This window comes from Paenibacillus sp. J31P316 (assembly GCF_056269105.1).
The window spans coordinates 480,959-500,779 of record NZ_JBWDNI010000004.1 but is presented as its reverse complement, the minus strand read 5'-3'; the positions used below and the strand labels follow the sequence as shown (position 1 = coordinate 500,779).

Here is a 19,821-nt window from a genome sequence, read left to right as displayed (position 1 = left end):
TTCCAACCAGCCTCTCGGCCGGAATTAGAATATATCATATTTCAAAACCGTTTGGCAAGCTTTATTTTTGGGCTTGTTTCGATTTCGATCACCGTTTCGACGTGTCCGTCTTGGCCGGAATTAGAATATACCATGTTGGCGAATAGACTTGCAAGTTGTAAAATCTTACAGTTGATTGTCGTCCCGTGTCGAGGAGCGCAATTGCAATCCCCATCCAGCCAATGAACCAACAAAGAGACTGATCATGCATGATTGCATGGTCAGTCTCTCGGCAAGTCCCAGCTCCTCTATTGCTGCGCCTCCCAGCGCCAACCGTAAGGGTATTGCTCCGACAGGGTTAAAGGAAGCCTGCCCTTCGGCTTGATTTCGCCGATAAGCACGCGGGCCGCGGACTCCAGCGCGAGCGGACGGCACTCGTATACCGCCAGAAAGGTCGATACCTCAGGATAGACGAGCAAATCGAGCGGATTGCGGACCGATACCGCGATCGTTCTTGCTCCTGCAAGCGTCATTAGGCGCCTGGCCGTGTCCCGCTCGTTGTCGAGCTTCGCCGCGTCGTAGCTGACATAGACGATCTGCTCGAATGCTTCCAGTCCTTCAAGCGCATCTGCATCGTCGACGCGACGCTCCGTTACGTCGAGCATGCGGATCGATAAGCGAGCACCAAGCGTACCGTCGTCCGTAAGCAATTCATCCGCTTCCGACACCGTTACGATGGACGGCCACAATACCAGCGTCTTCGCCGAGCGCTTCAGCGGCAGCAGGCCGCGTTCGTTCTTCACGAGCGTAACCGAGGCTTCGCTCCACTGTCTTGCGGCCGCAGCCTGCTCCGGCGTATGAAGCGTCGGTGCTACTGCTGCCCATGTTTGAAGGGGTTCGCCGACCTTGCGTTTTGCTTTCAAGCTCATAATACGCGTAAGCGAAGCTTCGATCCGCGCTTCTGTCAGATCGCCGCGCTCCACGGCAGCAGCAACGGCCTCGATTGCAGCTCGCTGCTTGCTCGGCGTGTGGCAGACGAGCACCATATCCGCTCCGGCCTGAAGCGCCAGAACTGCGCCTCGCTCCGGTCCATAGAACTTATCGATCGCGTTCATCTCCAGGCAGTCCGTCACGATAACGCCTTCGTAGCCGAGCTCGTCCCGAAGCAGGCCCGACAACACCGGTGCCGACAGCGTCGAAGGCAATCCTGACGGATCGATCGCGGGCAGGCACACATGGGCGGTCATGACCATGTCCGCTTCGCCTGCGATCGCTTTGAACGGCACAAGCTCGACCGCCTCCAACCGGTCGCGGTCATGCGTTAGAACAGGCAGGTCGCGATGCGAGTCCACGCTCGTATCCCCGTGTCCAGGGAAATGCTTCGCCGTCGCGCTTACGCCTGCGCGTTGATAGCCGCGAACGGCGGCCAGCCCCAGCTCGCCGACTACTTCCGGCTTATCGCTGTAAGATCGAACGTTAATGACGGGATTGTCCGGATTGTTATTCACGTCCACGCAAGGCGCAAAATTCAAATTAATGCCCAGCGCGCGCATTTGTTCGCCGCAGATAGCCGCCGTCTCGAATACCCCTTCTGAATCGCCCGTTGCACCGAGCGCCATGTTGCCAGGCATCAGCGTCACGCCTTTCACAAGCCGCGATACCATGCCGCCCTCTTGATCGACCGCTATGAACATCGGAGGACGGCCTGCGCGCTCCGCGGCATTCATGAAAGCCGATGTCAGGCCATGCACCTGTTCGGCGTCGACGATATTGCGGGTGAAATAGATAATTCCGCCTACGCCGTACTCGTCTATCAATGCGGTAATGTCCTCCGACGGTTCATGTCCATGAAAGCCGAACACGAACAGTTGGCCGATCTTCTCCCGCAAGCTCCAATTATTCCACGCCTCTCCCATGTCAGCACGCCACCTTCTGTGTAAATTTCTTTATGTCGAGCGCCATACGTTGAACTTGAACCTATCGGCGTCTATCGATCTTCTTCTTGCTCCTCGTGGACCTGCACGAGCGCTCCCGCTCCCTGCAAGGCCATTCGATAATCCGTCGGATTCTGGCCTGCATACTTCATGAATACCTTCGTAAAATATCGCCGTTCCGAATAGCCGACTTCCTTCGCGATTCGGGCGACGCTCTTATTCGTCTCCTCCAGCAGCGATTTGGCCGATTCCATCCGCTGCCGGGTCACATATTCAATGAACGTTTCTCCATAAGCGCCTTTGAAAAGCAAGCTGAAATGCGAAGTGGAGAGACCGACGTACGTCGCGGTTTCCTCCACGCTTAGATCGCGGAAGAGATGGCGGTCGATATATTGCTTCGCCTGCGCCATCTGCAGCTCCGAATGTTTCCGTTTGTCCGTCGAACGGGCGACGCCCTCGTTCGATGCCTGCTGGATCGCGGCGAATAGATCCTTCACGCCGAAGCGCAAATCCATCTTGCGCCATAGCGCTTCTTCCTGCACCCACGAGAGCAGGTCCGCCTCTTTCAGCTCCCGCATCAAATGCAGCGCCAAAAAATGCAGCAGCGGCTTCAGCCTGCCCTCGGCGCCGCCGCCCGCCTGCCGCAGCTGCTCCGCGATGCGCCGCTGCTCCACGCCAACCCCCGAAGCGTCTCCGCGTTTCATCGCGCCGATCAGCCGCTCCGCAATATCCCACAGCGTCCGTCCAGCCTCGAAGACGCAGGGCAACTCGCTGCCGTAAAGCGCGATCGGCAGGGGCTCCGTCGACAGCTGCATGCCCCGCTGCACGTTTTTGTACGCTTCGGACAGCTCGTTCATCGCCGCGACTTTATGGTAGATACCCGCGTGAAGCCGCAGCTTTGCGTTCAGCCTCACCGCTTCCAACAACTGCTCCGTCCATCGCACGACCTGCTGCCTGTGACGCTCTTCCCGGTCCGCTTCCGTTAGGGCAGGCAGCTCTTCCGTCCTCCCCAGCTGGAGAAGCACGCACCATTCCCCGTCGCGCATCTGGATGACGGCATGCTGCAGTCCCGCGTTATGCAGCGTCTCCCGAAGCACGTTGCATACGGCGAAATTCCACATCTTCCGCTCTTTGTCCGGCCATTCGCGCCAGTCGCGGGCATCCGCGGAACCCACGTCAATATCGAGCACGATAAGCGAATACTGCGGCTCGCCGATCAGCTGCTCCTGCCCTGCCATCAGCCAGTGGTCCGGCGTCAGGTCGGTATAATCCATCAAGACGTCGTACATCATTTTCTCGTTCGCCATATCGATGATCCGTTGGAGCTTGCGGCGCTCCTCCCTGTCCTGCGACCGCTTGCTGCGCTGTTCCGACATGACGCGCGCAATGACGCCCGTCAACTCGTCGTACGGTATCGGCTTCAGAATGTAATCCTTGACCCCGTACTGGATGGCTGACCGCGTATACGAGAAGTCCTGATAGCCCGACAGCATGATCACGTCGCACGTGATACCGAGCTCCCGGATATTCCGCACCAGCTCCAGTCCGTCCATGACGGGCATCCGGATATCGCAAAGCACGAGATCGGCGGGCTCCGCTGCCAGTAGCTCCAGCGCCTCGACGCCGTTCTTCGCCGAACCGGAGACCTCCAGTCCGAGCATGCTCCACGGGATGACCTTCTCCAAATTGCGCGTGATATGAAGCTCGTCGTCGACGAGCAGCACTTTGCCGTTCATAGACTCACCTCTGCCTCGGTATAGTGATCCGGATGACCGTTCCGTACCCCGCCGCGGAGCACAGCCTCAGCCCGTACTTCGCTCCGTAATGGATGCGCAGCCGGTCCGCGACGTTGTGCAGCCCCAGTCCCCTGCGTTCCCCATGCTGCGCATCGTCCGCATCCAGCCCCCGCTCCCGGATTCGCGACAACCCGTTAATCCGCTTCAAGGCGACGACATCCATGCCGATGCCGTTGTCGGAGATCACGAATACGAGTTCGCCCTCCTCGACCGTCAAACCAATATGAATCGCCCCCATGTACGGAAGCCCTTCGAAGCCGTGCTGGATACTGTTCTCCACGAGCGGCTGCAGCGTCAGCTTCAGAATCGTGTCATCCAGCGCTTCCTCGGGAATGTCGAGCTCGTAGCTGAACACATCCTCGAAACGGTATTTCTGAATCTCGAGATAGCTTCGCACATGCTCGACTTCCTGGCGGATCGTAATGACTTCGGAATGATGCATGCTCGTTCGCAGCAAAATGCTCAATCGGCGCACCATCGCCATGATTTTGCCGCCTTCGTTCTGAGCCGCCAGCGCATTGATCGATTCCAGCGTATTGAATAGAAAATGCGGCTTGATCTGCGCTTGCATGAGCATCATCTCCGCCCGCTGCTTACGCTCCTGCTCCGTCCGGACCTCGGACAGCAACCGGCCGATCGTATCTACCATGCTGTTGAAGCTGCGCGCGAGCAGCACCGTCTCGTCCTTGCCCGTTGCGGGCACGCGGGTGTCGAGCACCCCTTGCTCTACGAGGCGCATTTTGCGGACGACGCGGATGATAGCCTTGGCCACGCGGCTGACGAAGAAAATATTGAACAGCACGGCGGAAATCAAACAAAGCAGCGTAATGCCGCCGATCCATTGCAGGAAGCGGACGTTCTCGCTCGTAAGCGACTGCCAGGATTTCACGGAGACTAGAACCCAGCCGCTCCGGTCGAGATTGTATGCGGAAATCAGCGAATCCTCATGACCGAACAGGCCGTGGTAACTGGCATAACGCTCGGTCGCCTGCAGATCCAGCTTCGTCTCGTTGCCGACCAGTCGGCCGTCCAGCTCGTGCCGGCTGTCCATCATGACCAAGCCGTCCTGGTCGATGATGAGATACCTCGACTGCGTCTGCTGCTCGCCGGTCAACGTAAAGTCCTGGAGCATGTTGTCGACCTCGTCCGACTTGATTTGGGTGACCATGATGCCGGAATCGTTCAAGGTGTCGACGTCCTTAACGAGACGCATCTGGGTGAACAGGGCCGCGCCCGTTCCGGTCAGCTCCGGCTGCTCGTAAGGACCGAGCCACAGCGGACGGCCGGCTAGCCGCATGATGTCGGGATAGATGGAATGACCCTGCAAAAGGTCGTACGGAATCGGTTTGAACGTCGTCGGATCGTTCCGGTAAGATCGGAACATCGTACCGTCCTTGCCATACAGCACGACCATGCTGAGCGCAGGGTTCTGGAACAGGATTTTGCCCAGCGACTTCTCGTATTGGCTGATTGCGATGAGCCTGCTGGCATCGTTGACGGATTCGCGCGAGCTTCGCAAAGCTTCCTGAACGCTCGGATTCGTCACGCTGGAGTCGGAGAGCTGATCCAGCTCCCGGAAGAAATAGCGGATGTTGCCGCCCACAGCCTTCAGCGTAATCTCGGTCTGCTCGCTGTATTTCTTCTCCAGCAAATGCTCCGATTTCAAAAACGACGCGATGCCGAGCCCGATCAGCGGCACGACGATCAAGGTGATGAAGGCAAGCAGCAGCTTGGGACGCAAATTCATAAGCGGAAGGCTCCTTGTACAAAATGCGCGAGCTCATGGCGAACGAGCCTGCGGCCGCAAATGCGGGTCGTCCGGGGTTCGAGGGTATCAGCCTTTGACGCTGCCCGCGGTCATGCCGTCGATAATTTGGCGCTGCAGGAACATATACACGGCCAGCACCGGGACGATGCTGATGATAACGGCCGCGGACAGCGAAGAGAAGTTCGTCCGGTAGCCGTCGTTGAAGATCGCCATTCCGGTCGGCAGCGTGCGCAGCGACTCCGACGTCACGAAAAGCTGGGAGAAAATATATTCGTTCCAATTGCCGATGAAAGCGAGAATGAATACCGTGACGAGTGCCGGCACCGTAACCGGAAGGATGATTCTGGCGAAAAGCCCTGCCGCGCCAAGTCCGTCCATGATGCCCGCTTCCTCCATTTCCTGCGGAATGGACTGCATGAAGGCATGAAGAATGAAAATCGTAATCGGCAGCGCATAGGTGCAGTATACCAAAATGAGAGAGCGAAGCGTATTAATCAGATGAACGTCATTCACTAGTTGATAGAGTGGTATAAATACCGCGCTTGGCGGCACGATGAGTCCAACGAGAATAAAGGCGAAAATTTTCTTGCTGAGCCCCTTGTATTTCATCCGGGAGAGCGCGAATGCCGTCGCCGATGATAACAGCAAGGTCAGGAAGCAGGCAGCCAACGTGACGTAGAGACTGTTGAACGTATAGCTGCCGATATGGGCGCTCTCCCAGGCGGCCTTGTAATTGCTGAAATTAAGCCGTGACGGCAGCGCCCAAGTATTGACCGTGATCTCCCGGTTCGTCTTGAACGAAGACAAGAGCAGCCATACGAGCGGAAACAACGCGATGACGACGTAAGCCCACAAGAGCAGATGCATCGGGAATTGGCTGCGCTGCATGCGGCCGAGCAAACCGGGCCTGCTGCACGTGGTACCGAAGGGTACTGCGGCGTTCGTTTGCAGCGTGCGGCCCATCAGTACTGCACCTCCTCCGTCTTGGATATCCGTTGCAAAATGCCCGTCATGACCATGGTGATGAGGAACATGGCGACGCCGATCGCGCTGCCGTATCCTAGCTCCATAGAGCGGAAGCCGACCTTCAGCATGTACGTGGACATGACCTCGGTAGATTGAAACGGCCCCCCGTTCGTCATGATTTGGACGATGTCGAGCACCTTGAGCGTCCCGGAAACGGTCAGGAGCAGCATGACGAAGAGAATGGGCCGGACGAGAGGCAAGGTGATGAACCAGGTTTCGTTCCACCCGTTCACGCCATCGATCTTGGCCGCATCGCCGATCTCCTTCGGAATGTTCAGAATCGCGGCGAGGCACAGCACGATGAAGAAACCGATATTCTGCCAGGCGTTCGCGATCAGGATGGAAAGCATCGCAAGATGCGGATCGGACAGCCACTCCCGGGCCCAGCTCTCGCCGCCGATGGCGCGCAGCGCTTGATTGAACAGCCCGGATTCGTAGTCGTAGAGGACCCCGAACAGAATCGCAACGGTAGCCGTCGAGATAACGACGGGAATGAATACGGCCGATTTATAGAAGCCGCGCATGCGCCTGACTTTGCCGATCACGATCGAGATCAGGAACACGAGCGGAATGTTGACGATAAGCGAGAAAGCCATGAAATATAAATTGTTGCCGAGCGCCTTGAGGAACGTGGCGTCATCGAGCAGGCGCGTGAAATTGTCGCTGCCGATGAACGACTTCGCCGACACGCCGTCCCATTTATACAAGCCATAAATGAAAGAAACGATGACCGGGTAAATGAAAAACAGGGAATAGAGCAGCAAAGTCGGAACGACGAATGCAATATAGGTCCAGGGATTGCGAAGCGTATGGATCATAAAGGGACCTCCTGAAAATTGGGCTGAGCGGGGCGGGGCCATAGATGACGAAACGGGATATAAGGAAGCAAAAGCAGTAGGAAAAAGGATATAAGGAAACAAGGATCGCCGTATCGCGCCGGGCGAACCTGTTTTCATCGAAAAGAGGATGCCTTGTTTCGGCAGGGCACCCTCTGCTTCATTCGGGAAGGACGAACATGGTAGCTGGTCATAATGGACTGACATGACAGACTGACATGACAGTACGGGTAATGCGGCTGACTCGCAATTACGATTGCTTGTTTGCCTTATCCTGGGACGCTTGGATTTGCTTCGCCACCGCATCCGGCTTCTTCACTTTGCCGATCAGCTCCTGCAGGCCGACGCCTACGTCCGCGCCTACGCTCGGTTGCACGATGGCGTCGAACGCTTTCCAAGAGGTCGATGCGCTTGCCATGACCTGCAGCACTTCGGAGATGAGCGGATCCACGCCGGACAGGTCGGACAGCTTCATGGACGGCAGCACTTTATCTTCTAGCAGCGTGCGCTTCTGGATGTCTTCGTTGAAGAAGTTCTTGATGAACGCCTTCACCATGGCCTTCTGGTCGTCCGTCAGGTTCGACGAGAAGCCGAAGCCGTTGGAATAGCTCGCATTGATGGACGTTTGGTCGCCTTTGCCGCCCTCGATGGACGGGAAGGAGAAGTAGCCGACGTTGCCCTTCAGATCGCCTGCTTCGTCGCCCGTGAACCGGTTCGCGTCCCACGTGCCCGTAAAGACCATCGCGGCATCGCCTTTGAGGAACTTCGCCCCTTGCTCCGCGTATGCCAGACCGAGCGCGCCTTTGGTAAAGTAGTCGTTGTCCACCAATTTCGCATAATCCGCAAAACCGGCCACGAAATCGGGATCCGTCCACTTGCTGTCGCCAGTCACCAGGCCTTCGAATCCCTTAATGCCGACATGGCGCTCCATGACCGTGTTCCAGAGCATGCCGTTTACCCAAGCGTCCTTCGCGGCCAGCGCGAACGGCGTTTTGCCCTTCGCTTTGATCGCATCCGCCAGCGTCAGCAGCTCATCGAACGATTTCGGAATGGCAAGGCCCATGTCCGCAAACATTTTCTTATTATAGAAGACGCCTTCGCTGTAGCCGCCGAAAGGCAAACCGTACACGTTGCCATCGATCGTGAATTCGTCCAGGCTGGCGAATTTGTCTTTGATGCCCAGCTCTTCGATAATCGGCGTCAGGTCGAGCATTCGGCCTGCCTTCACATATAAATTCAGGTCCGCGCCGCCGAACACTTCGAACATATCGGGCGGGTTGCCTGCCGCCATCTCCGCCTTCAGCTTCTGGTCGCGGTTGACGACCTCGTCGATGCCTTCCAGGTTGATCTTGAGTCCAGGGTTCTCCTGCTCCGTCTTCGCGACGACGTCCTGCAGGATCTTCAAGCGAACCTTGCTCGTTTCTTTGATCTGCGTATGGCGGAGCGACAAGGTTACGTCCTTCGCCTGTTCTGTATTCGCGGTCGTATTTGTCGCTGTATTTGACGGCTTGTTATCGGCCGCGTTGTTGGCGTTGTTCGTATTGTCGTTCGAGGAACCGCAAGCAGAGAGCACGAGTGACGCCGACATCAATGTCGTAACTGCGGCTGCCAAGCCCTTTTTCATGAAAAGACCTCCTGATTTGGTGATGATGGTTTCATTGCGTTCCTTACACTCTGAATTATAGAGGGAGAAGGAGAAAGACAGGAGGTCGAAATTACGACGAGCACGGGTGAATATTCGACGGAGATGTCAGGCGCGGGGAACAATAAACGGCCCACAGGAGGTGAATATCCTGTGGGCAGCGTTTTCAATCAGAGAATAGTATCCATCATGTCTGGTTATCGCAGTTCGCTTACCAAGCGTACGCGCGAGGCGCTTCTCCGCCCGGTCCCGGGAAAATTTCGTCGATCCGGGCAAGCGTCGCCGAATCCAGCTCCAGCTCCACGGCACGCAGGGAGCGTTCGAACTGCTCCAGCGTCCGCACGCCGATGATCGGCGCGGTTACGGCCGGATTAGCAAGCAGCCAAGCCAGCGAGACGACATCCTCGCGCTCTTCGAGCTCGTCGCAAAGCTTCGCGTAAGCTTCGAGCTGCGCGGCATGCTTGCTTTGGCGCGCCGTGTCGGCGCTACGCTTGCCGCCCCCGCCGCGGTTGATGTTGCCCGCAAGCAGGCCTCCGTCCAGCGGACTCCAAGGAATGACGCCGATGCCGAGGCCTTGAGCTGCAGGCAGCACTTCCAATTCCGGCAAACGGCAGAGCAGGTTATATTTATGTTGTTCCGAGACGAGGCCGAGTATTCCGCGTGATTTGGCTTCCCCTTGCGCGACGGCTAGATCCCAGCCCGCGAAGTTGCTTGCGCCGACATAACCGATTTTGCCTTGGGTCTGCGCCGTTTGGAATGCGTTCCACAGCTCGTCCCAGCTGACATTGCGGTCAACGTGGTGCATCTGGTACAGCTCGATATGGTCCGTTTGGAGCCGCTCAAGAGAAGCTTCGAGGTGACGGCGCAGCTTGTAAGCGGACAAGCCGCCTTCGCCGTTGGGACCGTCAGACTTGTTGCTCATGTCGCCGTAGAATTTCGTTGCCAGCACCGTACGCTCGCGGCGCCCGCCGCCCTGTTGGAACCAGCGGCCGATGATCTCCTCGGTGCGGCCGGCATTCTCGCCCCATCCGTAAATATTCGCTGTATCGAAGAAGTTGATGCCCGCGTCAAGCGCTGCGTCCATAATCTTGAATGCTTCGCTCTCTTCCGTGTCGACGCCGAAATTCATCGTGCCCAAGCAAAGACGGCTGACCTTCAAGCCGGAACGACCCAAGTACGTGTACTTCATTAATTCTCACAGCTCCTTTGGTTTGAAACCGGATTCAATTCACCCCGCGAGTGTTGTCCCGTTTCGATTCGGTATCCATAACAAATAAGGAAGGTTTCCCCTCCCCATTATAAAGAAAAGCAAGCCGCGAAAGAAATGTCATGAAGTCTTATTTACCTGAACGCATGTCCGAAACCGCATCCCGGATAGCGCGATAGAAGTCTCGCCACTGGGGAGCGGCGCCGGCAGGACCTATGGGAGCATCTACGGCAGCTTGCCCCTCTATGTCCTGCCCGCCATCAGGATCAGGCATGCCTTCCTCGGCGGCTGCAGCTGCCGGGGCATTCCTTACTCCGCTTTCGCTGCCGCTCGCGCTGCTTGAACCGCCTTCGCTGCCCCGCACAGTCCCGTCTTCCGCGATTCGAGCATTCGATTGATCCTCCGCCATCCCGCTTACCTCCCTCGCCGCGCGGCTGTCCGCAAGGCACTACTTGAACCTTTTTTCTTGTATCGCTTATCGTATAGGTTGGTATTGTTTATCCTTTTAACCGATTCTTCCGAAGCGAGAACAGCTCGCGCAGCTCGTCGGTGGACAGCTCCGTGATCCAGTTCTCCGAACCGCTGACGACTTGATCGTTCAGCAGCTGCTTGCGCGCGATCATATCGTCGATCCGCTCCTCCAGCGTGCCGAGCGTCACGTACTTGTGCACCTGCACGTTGCGGCGCTGCCCGATCCGGAATGCCCGGTCCGTCGCCTGGTTCTCGACGGCAGGATTCCACCACCGGTCGAAATGGACGACATGGTTCGCCGCCGTCAAGTTAAGCCCCGTTCCGCCTGCTTTCAACGACAGCACGAATGCGCAGCCCGGCTCGGCTTCGTTCTGGAACGTGTCGATCATCGCATCGCGGTCCGCTTTCGGCACGGCGCCATACAGATACGGCGTCGGCAAGCCGATTCGCTCCTCCAGCAGCCGTTTCAAAGTCAATCCCATCTCCACATACTGCGTGAAAATCAGGCAGCGCTCGCCTTCGGCCGCGATTTCCTCGACCATCTCCAACAGCCGCAGCACCTTGTTGGAACGCTCGGGATCCCAGGCGCCCGGCAGCACGCGGTCTTCCTTCAGCAGCAGGCTGGGATGATCGCATACCTGCTTCAGCCTCGTCAGAGTGGAGAGAATCATGCCGCGGCGCTGCAAGCCTCCGGCTTTCTCCAGCCCGTTCATCAGTTCGGATACGATGTTCTCGTACAGCGCGCCTTGTTCCACCGTGAGCGACAGATACGTGTTCATCTCGTTCTTCTCCGGGAGCGCGAGCTGAATCGCCGGATCCTTCTTCAAGCGGCGCAGCATGAACGGCTTCACCCAGCGCTGAAGCTCGGCGATCCGCTGCTCGTCCCGGTCCTTCTCGATTGGAAGCACGACCGCCTTGCGGAATTCGTTCAAGCTTCCCAAGTACCCCGGATTCGTGAAATCATACAGCGACCAAAGCTCCGTCAGGCGATTCTCCATCGGCGTGCCCGTCAGCGCGATGCGGTGATTCGCCGGCAGGCGGCGGAGCGATGCAGACTGCTTCGTATAATAATTTTTGATGTTTTGCGCTTCGTCCAAGCAAACGACATCCCACGGAATGCGCAGCATCTCTTCCTCGTCGATCGGCGCCAGCGTATAGGAAGTGATCACAAGGTCGGCTTCCGCGACGGCAGCCGCGAATTCTTCGCCGCGCGCGCGCTTCGGTCCGTAGTGGACGAGCACGCGAATATCCGGCGCGAACCGTTCCAGCTCCTTCTCCCAGTTGCCGATAACGGACGTCGGGCAGACGAGCAGCGTCGGACCCAGCCCGCTTGTCGCCCTCACATGAAGGAGATAGGCGGTGAACTGAATCGTCTTGCCGAGGCCCATGTCATCGGACAAACAAGCGCCAAGCCCGAAGCGGCGCAGAAACGCCAGCCAGGAGACGCCTTGCAGCTGGTAATGCCGCAGCTCGCCATGGAAGGCTTCGGGCTTCTCCACGAGCGGCAGCTCGCTGGACTCGTTCAGCTTCGCGATCCATGCCGTCAAATGCTCGTTCAGCTCCACCTCGGCAGTGAGCGATTCGCCGATCTCGTTCTCCGGCTCCAGCTCCGTCTCGCCGCGCAGATGCATCTCGAAGACGTCGCGCATCGTGAAGCCTTTCTTGCCGCCGTTCTTCTTGAGCCAGCGGCGCAGCCGTTCCACGTCGCCGGGATCCAGATGCACCCATTCCCCGCCGATCTGCATGAGCCGCTTGTTCTGGGCGGCCATCTGCATAAACTCCGCTTCGCTCACGTCGACGTTGCCTACGGCAAGCTTCCAATCGAAATCAACGATCTGCTGCAGACCGAACATCGACTGCTCGCCGGAGCCGACGGATGACTTCACCTTCGCCTTCAGCTTCATCTTCCGGCTCCGAGCCGCTTCCCACCAGCCTGGCAGCAGCACGGAGCAGCCGGAAGCGAGCAGCTTGGCGCTCTCGTGCTCGAGAAACTCCCATGCCTGCATGTCCGTCAACTCGGAGACGATTTCGTCGCGAGCTACCGCTGCGCCAGCCAAGCCCTCGGGCAGCGCCCAATCCGCCAGCGCAGCCGCCCATTTCGCTTCTTCTCTAGCCAATCGGCCTACAAAAGGCGCCCGCCATGAATCCGGAGCGTCCGCTGGCAGCACGAAACGAGTGACTTCGTCGCCGCTGCGCTCCCCTTCTCCATCCGAAGACAATTCCAGCGTGAACCAAGGGCCGCCTTGCTCACGGTCCTGCAAGGCAGGCCGGAGCCGCCAGCCGCCGCGTTCGTTCGGCTCCAGCAGTTGAAGGGCGATGCGGAACGGCACGTGATCCTGCTTCATGCCGATCGACACGAGCCAGTCGTCCTCGTCGGTTGCCTTCATCAGCAGCGCGCCTTCCCCCGCTGCCTCCGCCGCGCCGCGCCACGCTTCGGCTGCAGCCGGATCCGCCGCAATCAGCTCTTCGACGATGCCGCTGAGCCAACCCTGCACCGCAGACGCGTCGCCATTCGCTTCCAGACGCGGAACAAGATCTCGCCAGGCGTCCAACGTTTCGGCGCTGTCCTGCGGCAATTCGAGGCGCCATGCGCGGGCGTCGGACTGCCAGCGCGACCAATCCGGCGTATACCAGCCGTTCAACAGCGCCTGCCGCAAGAGCCGCGCAAGCTCGGAGAGGCCTTGCACGCGTTCGGTCCATTCCACTTGAAGCAGACGAACGGGCTCGGGAGAAGACAAATAGTCCATGGCAACGGCGGGCGTCAGCGCTAATTCCGTCCGTTTGAGCCGTTCATTGTTGCTTTCTTCGATCTCCGCGCCGTACCAGGAGGCCTCATGCCAAGCGAATAGCAGCCTGCGCAGCCGAATCGTCAGTCCGGCAGCATGCGCGGCGGCGAGAACGATACCCTCGCCTTCCTTCCAGAACCCGTCCACGATGACCGTTTCCGTACCTGTGTATCCTCTCATGTGACGATCTTTCCTCTCCACAGCTCTTCCTGCAGCGCGCGAAGCCGCTGATGCTTCCGAACGATGCCGTCCACGAATTTTCGCCAAGCCTCGCCCTGCTTCTCTGCCTTATACAGTTTCTCCAGACGCTTCATCAGCTTAACCGCCTGCCGGTAGCCTTGGCGGTTGCGCGTGCGGATGGCACCGTCGATCGCTTGATGATACAGCGGATACAGCACGCGAGGCGCTGCTTTGCTAATCTCGCGCATCAGCTGGACATCAATCTCGTCGGGCTCGATGCCGAACAGCAGCTGCAGATCCGCCCATTTGGTATATTCCCGCAAATCCAGCCAATGCTCCGTAAGCGCGGAATAAGAATACGGCAGGAAAGACACCAAATACCGCTGCCACTGCGGGTTTTCCGGCTGCTGCCGATCCGCTAGGCGGCACATGGACAGAAACGGGCCGAACGCCTTCGATTTACGATCGACGGACAAGCCGCCGTACAAATAATCGACCCAGCCCTCCAGCTTGTTCCAGTCCCTTTCCTCCAGCCGCTGCAAGGCGCAGTCGCAGGCCAGCAAAGCCGTCCGGTTGAACGTCGTGCGAGCCAGCAGCTCCATCGCATCTCCGTCGCGGTTATCGGCGAACGCCAGATAGGCAAGCGCCATGGGCAGGAAGAAGCTCCCGTGCTTCTCCTGCGTCTCCCGCAGACGGCCGCGCAGCAGCGCTTCCTCCCGCGACGCCCAGCCGGCATCCTCGATCAAATGCGCCCATAAGGAAAAATAAAGCGTCTCCCACCGGTGGAGCTGCTGCTCCCGATCCATGTCGCGCCGGTGGAAAACCGCAATCAGGCTTTCCGTCGCCAAGCGTTCCTCCGCGCCGAGCGCCGCCGGATCCAACTCGGCGGCCAGCTCTTGGAACTGATTGATCCAAGGCTCCGTCATGCGGGCAAACGCCATCTCATAGTAGTAGCGGCTGTACGTGTCCGTATGCGAATAAGCGAGCTCGGCCTGCTCCAGCACAAAGACGATGCCGTGCATCCAATGCAGCCTGCGAAGACCGGCCGGCCAATTCTTGGATGCCGCCTTAATGGACGTGAGCACGGCCTGCAGCGGGTGAAGCGAGTGGCGGCATTGCCGCCATACTTCCCCGTTCTTGGCTTCCATGTCCTCCAGCCAGCGGCTTGGTTCTTGCTCATGCGGCTGCTTGTCCCCGGGGGCCGGCTTCCCGGAGTCCTGAGCCTCGCCCGATCGGGAAAGGTAACTGCCGTTCAGCATCCGATTGTGAATTTCGTCCGGACTTTCGCCGATGCTTGCCTGATAGGCATAAAATACGGCAGCCATATGCTTACAATTGCCCTTCACCGGACAAGTGCAGGTACTAAAAGCGAAATCATCGCTGTCCAGCGTGACCGCGTAAATAGCCGTTCCTTTCACGACGCCGTAGACGGAAGAGCTCTCCACCACTTGAACGGAGAGCACCTTCTCGCGACGGTAATAATCGAAGCCTTTCTCCAGCACATCCAATGGAACGCTGCTTGCAATCGCAGTTTCCAGTGCCCGAAGCCGCCCGTCATCCAGCTGAAAAAACGTGGTCATGGCGCCCCTCCGTTCATAAATACCCATTCCTGCCATTATAACACATAGGGATGCGGTTTCGCTTCGCAATCTCCCCTTGGCCGCCGAACGCTTGAATAATAAAAGCCCCCTGTCTCGCAAACCAACGCGGACAAGGGGCAAGTGAATGAATGGATCAGTACGGGATTTTAATAATAAACGTCACGGTATTCGGCTCGTCGAGCACCAAGGAAATGACGCCTTTGTACTTGTCGACGATGGATTTGACGATATGCAGGCCAAGCCCGGAATGGCCGCCCAGTTTCGACGTATAGCCCGCCTGGAATAACGGCTTGTCCCGGAGCTCCTCCGCACGAAGGCAAGTATTGCTGATCATGAATTGGAAGTACCCGTCCTTCTGGCTTGCCTCGATGCTCACCTTGCGAAGGTCTTCCCCGTACGTCAAGACTTCATCGAACGCATTATCGATCAAGTTGCCGAGCAGCCGCGTCATGTCGAGCGACTTGATGCCGAGCTCGAGCTTGTTCATGTCCGTAAATACCGATGCAAAATCGACCTTGAGCATTTCTGCCTGCAGCGATTTGGAACGAATCAGCGCCGCGATCGCAGGATTGCCGATGCTGATGATATCGTTCATCGTGCGAATCTCGCCCGTCAGCTCGGCGGCGTACGCCTTCAGCTCTTCCGTCTTGCCAAGCTCGGCAAGCGACTGCATCGTCTGCACGTGATTCACGAAATCATGGCGCTGCGAGCGGATGGACTGGAACATGCCGTTGATCTCGTCCAGGTAAGTTTCCTGCGCGCGCCGGACAAGCTTGTCCTGCGACTTGCGGTAAGCCATCACGACCCAATACAGGAAGATCAAGCTCAAGAGCGTCGCGATTCCGATGATCAAGCCGATGTTGACGAGCTGCTTATCCAGCGTTTGCTGAATCGTGCTGTAGTCCGCCACGAGCGAAAGCACGTACCTGGGAATCGGCTTGCCGCTGCCATCCAGCATACTGGCGACCTTCGTGCTGACCTCGACCGGAATGAACAGCTTGATGACATGCTTGCCGCCGACGACCGCGTCTTGGTAAATCTTCGTGCCCGTCTTGTTCGCCAGCTTCACGTTCGCGGTATCGGTGCGATACTTCAACGTATAGGTGCCTTCAATGACTGAATTCTGCGTCTTATGCGAGACGAGTTCGCCGTTCTCGCTCATCGTCTGCGCCCTGCCGTCGGGGAAGGTCTCCGGATTGAGGACCGCGATTTCCTTCAACCATTGGTTCGCCTCCAGCGTCTGGCCGATAAGGTGGCTTACGCCGGTAACGTTATCGTAGTCGAGCTGCCTGCTTTTGTAACTGATATAGGGGTCGATGATGTAATTCGTCGATCCGTCATGATAATAGCCCCATTTTTGAATCATGTCCGTTGACGTCGACGAGAATTCGAACGGTCCAGTCCAAAAGTTCGGCAGGCGCTGCCCCCAATTAATAGCGACGTTCTTGTCGTCGAATAATTGGTTGAACGCCTTATACCAGGGATCCCAGCTGTCGGTCTCGTAGCCGAGCTCCTTGGGATCCGATGATTTATAGAGGACGATATTGTCTATCGTCCGCTTCAGCAGCGTAATATCGACCATGTCCAGCTTCTTCGCCAGTTCGCTAAGCTGATCGTTCGTCACTTTCTCGACGTCGGAATCCAGCGCATACTGCGTTGCGATAGAGGCCGCGCGCAGCTCGCGCCCGATCTCTTCTTGGTAAATTTCCGCCCCGTTCCTCGAGCTTTCGATCGAGAGCGCGACTTGCTTCGCGACGGAATCGAGTTCATGGCGAAGGCCGTCCTCAAGAGATTGTTTCGTTGTAAAATAGTAGACGGTGTTGTTCACACCAAGAAGGACGGCGATCAATGCGATGATCAACAGCCATACGTTACGGCGCATTCCCTTAACTCTCCGATCAAATCCTTATTTTATGCGAGTTTCGCGGAACTTCGACATCTGCCGAGCGCCTCTAATTATGACTGATTTCGAGCAGAGTGGCAATGTGAGGATTAACCAATAATGGCGCATAACAGTAATTAAGCCAAGCTAAATTATGGGGCTGCCGCCGACCTGCGGATAGAGGCGAATGCTTACGTCCGCATGCCTTTCAGCCAAGCTCGCAGCGCCCATTTGCGTTCCTGGCGCTTCTTATAGCGCGGAAGCGAGCGATAGATCGTTCCGCATTCCCTCAGCATTCCCTTCGCCTCGTCCCGCTGCCCCATCTGCGCATACAAGTCAGCCATCCGATAATAGGCTTCGATCGACGATGAATGGATCGCGCGAAAGGATTGCAAATACCCGATCGCTTTCTGCGGCTCCGTCTTGGCATAAATGGAGGCAAGGCGCAGATAAGGCGTCCCGTACTTGACCCGGGGGTTGATGGAAAGCGCATTGCCGATCGCCGCCTGCGCGGCTTCCCGTTCACCCAGCTGAAGCAGGGCGGTGCCGAGATCATCCCAGAATTCCGCGGAATTCTCGAGTGCATCCTGCATCGGCATCAGCCACGTCTTCGCTTCCGCGAAGCGCTTGCGCTCGATGAGCAGCCGTGCCAGCTCATGCTTGGCAGGAATATCGTTCGAATTCATCGCGACCTGCTGCCGCAGGCGCCGAATGGCACCGAAACGTCGCAGCGGCTTCACGATGCTTGGCGTCAATCCGACGTAACGACGCTCCAAGACATAGAAAATAATCAATAACACGATGACTGCAAGAATCGGACTTCCCGTCAGCCTCCATAACAACACAAATATAAGTATTTTACCCATGTGGCCTCCCGAGCGCGATATCGAAATGGCAATCTTCCTTTATTGTACACGATACCTATGCCAGCGTCATTGCGAGAATTGTCATGCGCCGGGCGGAACGCAAAACGAAAAACGGCTGCACAGGTCGCAAGAACCCGTACAGCCGTTATCATAATATATAGAAGCTTTGAACGAAGCTTCCTTAACCCATGTGCATCATCATTTCAGGCTGTGCGCCCTCTGTGCCTTCAACCTTCGCCGGACGGCGCAGCATCAGGCCGAGCACGGCACCGAAGACGGCGATGAAGGTCAGGATGAGGAACGTATCGCCGAACGACATCGAATACGCGTCGAGCGGCGTCTTCGCCGTTGGCGAATGCATGGTCATCCGTTTTGCAAGAATCGTGGACAGACCGGCTACCGCGAACGACGTCATGACTTGCTGCGCCGCATTCGTCAGGGACGTCACGCGTCCGACGAGTTCTCTCGGAGCCGCCTGCATCAGATGCGTATTGAGCGGCATCATCGACAGTCCCATGCCTGCGCCGAGCAGCGTGAGCGGGCCCATGATCATCATCATGCTGGACTCCGCGTCGACGAGGGACAGAATGAACGCCGCCAGCGTAACGAGCAGCATGCCGATGAAGACGAGCGGCCGCGCGCCGACTTTATCGTAAAGCTTGCCGCCGATCGGCATGAATACGCCTGCTGCGATCGCTTGCGGCAGCATGATCAGGCCTGTTTCGAGCGCGCCTTTACCGTGCGCGTTCTGCAGGAATACCGGAACGAGGAACATCGTGCCGAACAACGCGATTTGGGAAATCCATTGCACGATAATGCCGCGCGTGAAATCGGAAGAACGGAAGACGCGAAGCTCGAGCAGCGGTTCTCTATGCTTCAGTTCCGCGATAACGAACAGTACGAGCGCGACCAAGCCGACGCCGATACCTGTGAGCGTCTTGGCGGAAGTCCAGCCGTTAGCCCCTTCGCTGACGCCGTAGGACAAGCCCGCAAATGCAAGCGGGGCGAGAATAAATCCAAGACGGTCGAGGGAAGCAACAGCTTTGCGCTCGATGCGCGGAAGCGTCTTGATGCCGAGCAGGATACCGACCACGCCGATCGGTATGTTGATCAGGAAGAGCCATTTCCAGCTGACGGATTCGATCAGCCAGCCTGCAAGCACGGGACCGAGCGCAGGCGCGAGCAGAATCGGAATACCCATCATGCCCATGACCTGGCCGACCTTATCGGGCGGGCTGAGACGGTAAGTAAAGGCCATTGCGATCGGAAGCACCATACCGCCGCCGAGGCCTTGAACAATACGGAACGCAATGAGCATTTCCACGCTGGTGGACAGGGCGCATAGAAGCGAACCTACCGTGAACAAGAAGACGGAAACGAGAAAGACCTGCTTCGCGCCGTACCGGTCGGACAACCAGCCGGAGAGCGGGATCGCCGCGGCTTGCGCGAGCGCGTAGCCCGTTACTGTCCAGCCGACGATTTGAAAGGTAGAATGAAATTCAGTCATGAGGCCTGGAATCGCGACGTTGACGGCCGTACCGTCCAGAACGACCATGAAAATACCGATGATGATGGCTGCAAGCGGGGCCAAGATTTTCTTAATCGAAAACGGCTCCTCGATGCTCGCAGCGGATGAAGCTTGTGCCGACATGCAAACCCTCCTACCCAATGAATCTTATTTCCGCTCCAGTCCCTGTTCTTCACCTGACATTGACCCTCCGCCGTACGTGAGGTTACAATGGAAGCAGCAACAGTCGTATGCTGTGCGGATTTTTTATAAATGGACAATTGTCCGCTTACTTAGTAACAGCTTACCGAACAACACGATCATTGTCAATGAAAGACAG

13 protein-coding genes are annotated in these 19,821 nt (G+C 57.5%); all 13 read right to left on the bottom strand.

The window, feature by feature from the left end; all coding sequences use genetic code 11:
• Positions 1-287 precede the first annotated feature (287 nt).
• The 13 genes from nagZ to AC0YNU_RS17555 all read right to left on the bottom strand — a co-directional run bounded on the left by nagZ (position 288) and on the right by AC0YNU_RS17555 (position 19,625).
• On the bottom strand, positions 288-1,895 hold the full coding sequence (gene nagZ / locus AC0YNU_RS17615; RefSeq protein WP_475758851.1) for a beta-N-acetylhexosaminidase: 1,608 nt from the start codon (positions 1,893-1,895) through the stop codon (positions 288-290).
• Positions 1,896-1,966: 71 nt separating this feature from the next.
• Positions 1,967-3,649 (bottom strand): response regulator, encoded by a 1,683-nt coding sequence (locus tag AC0YNU_RS17610; protein ID WP_475758849.1) that lies wholly within the window; start codon positions 3,647-3,649, stop codon positions 1,967-1,969.
• 4 nt (positions 3,650-3,653) lie between these two features.
• Positions 3,654-5,456, bottom strand: coding sequence for a sensor histidine kinase (locus AC0YNU_RS17605; RefSeq protein WP_475758847.1), 1,803 nt, complete (start codon positions 5,454-5,456; stop codon positions 3,654-3,656).
• A gap of 87 nt (positions 5,457-5,543) precedes the next feature.
• The gene (locus AC0YNU_RS17600) at positions 5,544-6,440 is read right to left on the bottom strand and encodes a carbohydrate ABC transporter permease (RefSeq protein ID WP_475758845.1); all 897 of its coding nucleotides are present in this window, start codon (positions 6,438-6,440) and stop codon (positions 5,544-5,546) included.
• Complete coding sequence (locus AC0YNU_RS17595) at positions 6,440-7,321, bottom strand: carbohydrate ABC transporter permease (protein WP_475758843.1); 882 nt, start codon at positions 7,319-7,321, stop codon at positions 6,440-6,442. The genes AC0YNU_RS17600 and AC0YNU_RS17595 overlap by 1 nt, the downstream gene beginning before the upstream one ends.
• A gap of 268 nt (positions 7,322-7,589) precedes the next feature.
• Positions 7,590-8,963 (bottom strand): ABC transporter substrate-binding protein, encoded by a 1,374-nt coding sequence (locus tag AC0YNU_RS17590; RefSeq protein ID WP_475758841.1) that lies wholly within the window; start codon positions 8,961-8,963, stop codon positions 7,590-7,592.
• 229 nt (positions 8,964-9,192) lie between these two features.
• On the bottom strand, positions 9,193-10,170 hold the full coding sequence (locus AC0YNU_RS17585; RefSeq protein WP_475758839.1) for an aldo/keto reductase: 978 nt from the start codon (positions 10,168-10,170) through the stop codon (positions 9,193-9,195).
• 148 nt (positions 10,171-10,318) lie between these two features.
• Entirely contained in the window at positions 10,319-10,597 is a 279-nt protein-coding gene (locus AC0YNU_RS17580; RefSeq protein WP_475758837.1) for a hypothetical protein, read from the bottom strand.
• A gap of 88 nt (positions 10,598-10,685) precedes the next feature.
• Positions 10,686-13,625: a DEAD/DEAH box helicase gene (locus AC0YNU_RS17575; RefSeq protein WP_475758835.1), complete on the bottom strand. Its 2,940-nt coding sequence runs from the start codon at positions 13,623-13,625 to the stop codon at positions 10,686-10,688.
• Positions 13,622-15,205: an SWIM zinc finger family protein gene (locus tag AC0YNU_RS17570; protein WP_475758833.1), complete on the bottom strand. Its 1,584-nt coding sequence runs from the start codon at positions 15,203-15,205 to the stop codon at positions 13,622-13,624. Before AC0YNU_RS17570 ends, AC0YNU_RS17575 begins: the two co-directional genes overlap by 4 nt.
• Positions 15,206-15,359: 154 nt before the next feature.
• Positions 15,360-17,108: a sensor histidine kinase gene (locus AC0YNU_RS17565; RefSeq protein ID WP_475758831.1), complete on the bottom strand. Its 1,749-nt coding sequence runs from the start codon at positions 17,106-17,108 to the stop codon at positions 15,360-15,362.
• Positions 17,109-17,299: 191 nt separating this feature from the next.
• Positions 17,300-17,974: a tetratricopeptide repeat protein gene (locus tag AC0YNU_RS17560; RefSeq protein WP_475758829.1), complete on the bottom strand. Its 675-nt coding sequence runs from the start codon at positions 17,972-17,974 to the stop codon at positions 17,300-17,302.
• A 181-nt stretch (positions 17,975-18,155) separates the two neighbouring features.
• A complete protein-coding gene (locus tag AC0YNU_RS17555) occupies positions 18,156-19,625 on the bottom strand; it encodes a DHA2 family efflux MFS transporter permease subunit (RefSeq protein ID WP_475758827.1) in 1,470 nt (489 codons plus the stop codon).
• Between the last annotated feature and the right edge of the window lie 196 nt (positions 19,626-19,821).

Coding starts and splice junctions, on each gene's coding strand:
- nagZ (WP_475758851.1), bottom strand. CDS start 1,895: ATGGGAGAGGCGTGGAATAATTGGAGCTTGCGGGAGAAGATCGGCCAA.
- AC0YNU_RS17610 (WP_475758849.1), bottom strand. CDS start 3,649: ATGAACGGCAAAGTGCTGCTCGTCGACGACGAGCTTCATATCACGCGC.
- AC0YNU_RS17605 (WP_475758847.1), bottom strand. CDS start 5,456: ATGAATTTGCGTCCCAAGCTGCTGCTTGCCTTCATCACCTTGATCGTC.
- AC0YNU_RS17600 (WP_475758845.1), bottom strand. CDS start 6,440: ATGGGCCGCACGCTGCAAACGAACGCCGCAGTACCCTTCGGTACCACG.
- AC0YNU_RS17595 (WP_475758843.1), bottom strand. CDS start 7,321: ATGATCCATACGCTTCGCAATCCCTGGACCTATATTGCATTCGTCGTT.
- AC0YNU_RS17590 (WP_475758841.1), bottom strand. CDS start 8,963: ATGAAAAAGGGCTTGGCAGCCGCAGTTACGACATTGATGTCGGCGTCA.
- AC0YNU_RS17585 (WP_475758839.1), bottom strand. CDS start 10,170: ATGAAGTACACGTACTTGGGTCGTTCCGGCTTGAAGGTCAGCCGTCTT.
- AC0YNU_RS17580 (WP_475758837.1), bottom strand. CDS start 10,597: ATGGCGGAGGATCAATCGAATGCTCGAATCGCGGAAGACGGGACTGTG.
- AC0YNU_RS17575 (WP_475758835.1), bottom strand. CDS start 13,625: ATGAGAGGATACACAGGTACGGAAACGGTCATCGTGGACGGGTTCTGG.
- AC0YNU_RS17570 (WP_475758833.1), bottom strand. CDS start 15,205: ATGACCACGTTTTTTCAGCTGGATGACGGGCGGCTTCGGGCACTGGAA.
- AC0YNU_RS17565 (WP_475758831.1), bottom strand. CDS start 17,108: ATGCGCCGTAACGTATGGCTGTTGATCATCGCATTGATCGCCGTCCTT.
- AC0YNU_RS17560 (WP_475758829.1), bottom strand. CDS start 17,974: ATGGGTAAAATACTTATATTTGTGTTGTTATGGAGGCTGACGGGAAGT.
- AC0YNU_RS17555 (WP_475758827.1), bottom strand. CDS start 19,625: ATGTCGGCACAAGCTTCATCCGCTGCGAGCATCGAGGAGCCGTTTTCG.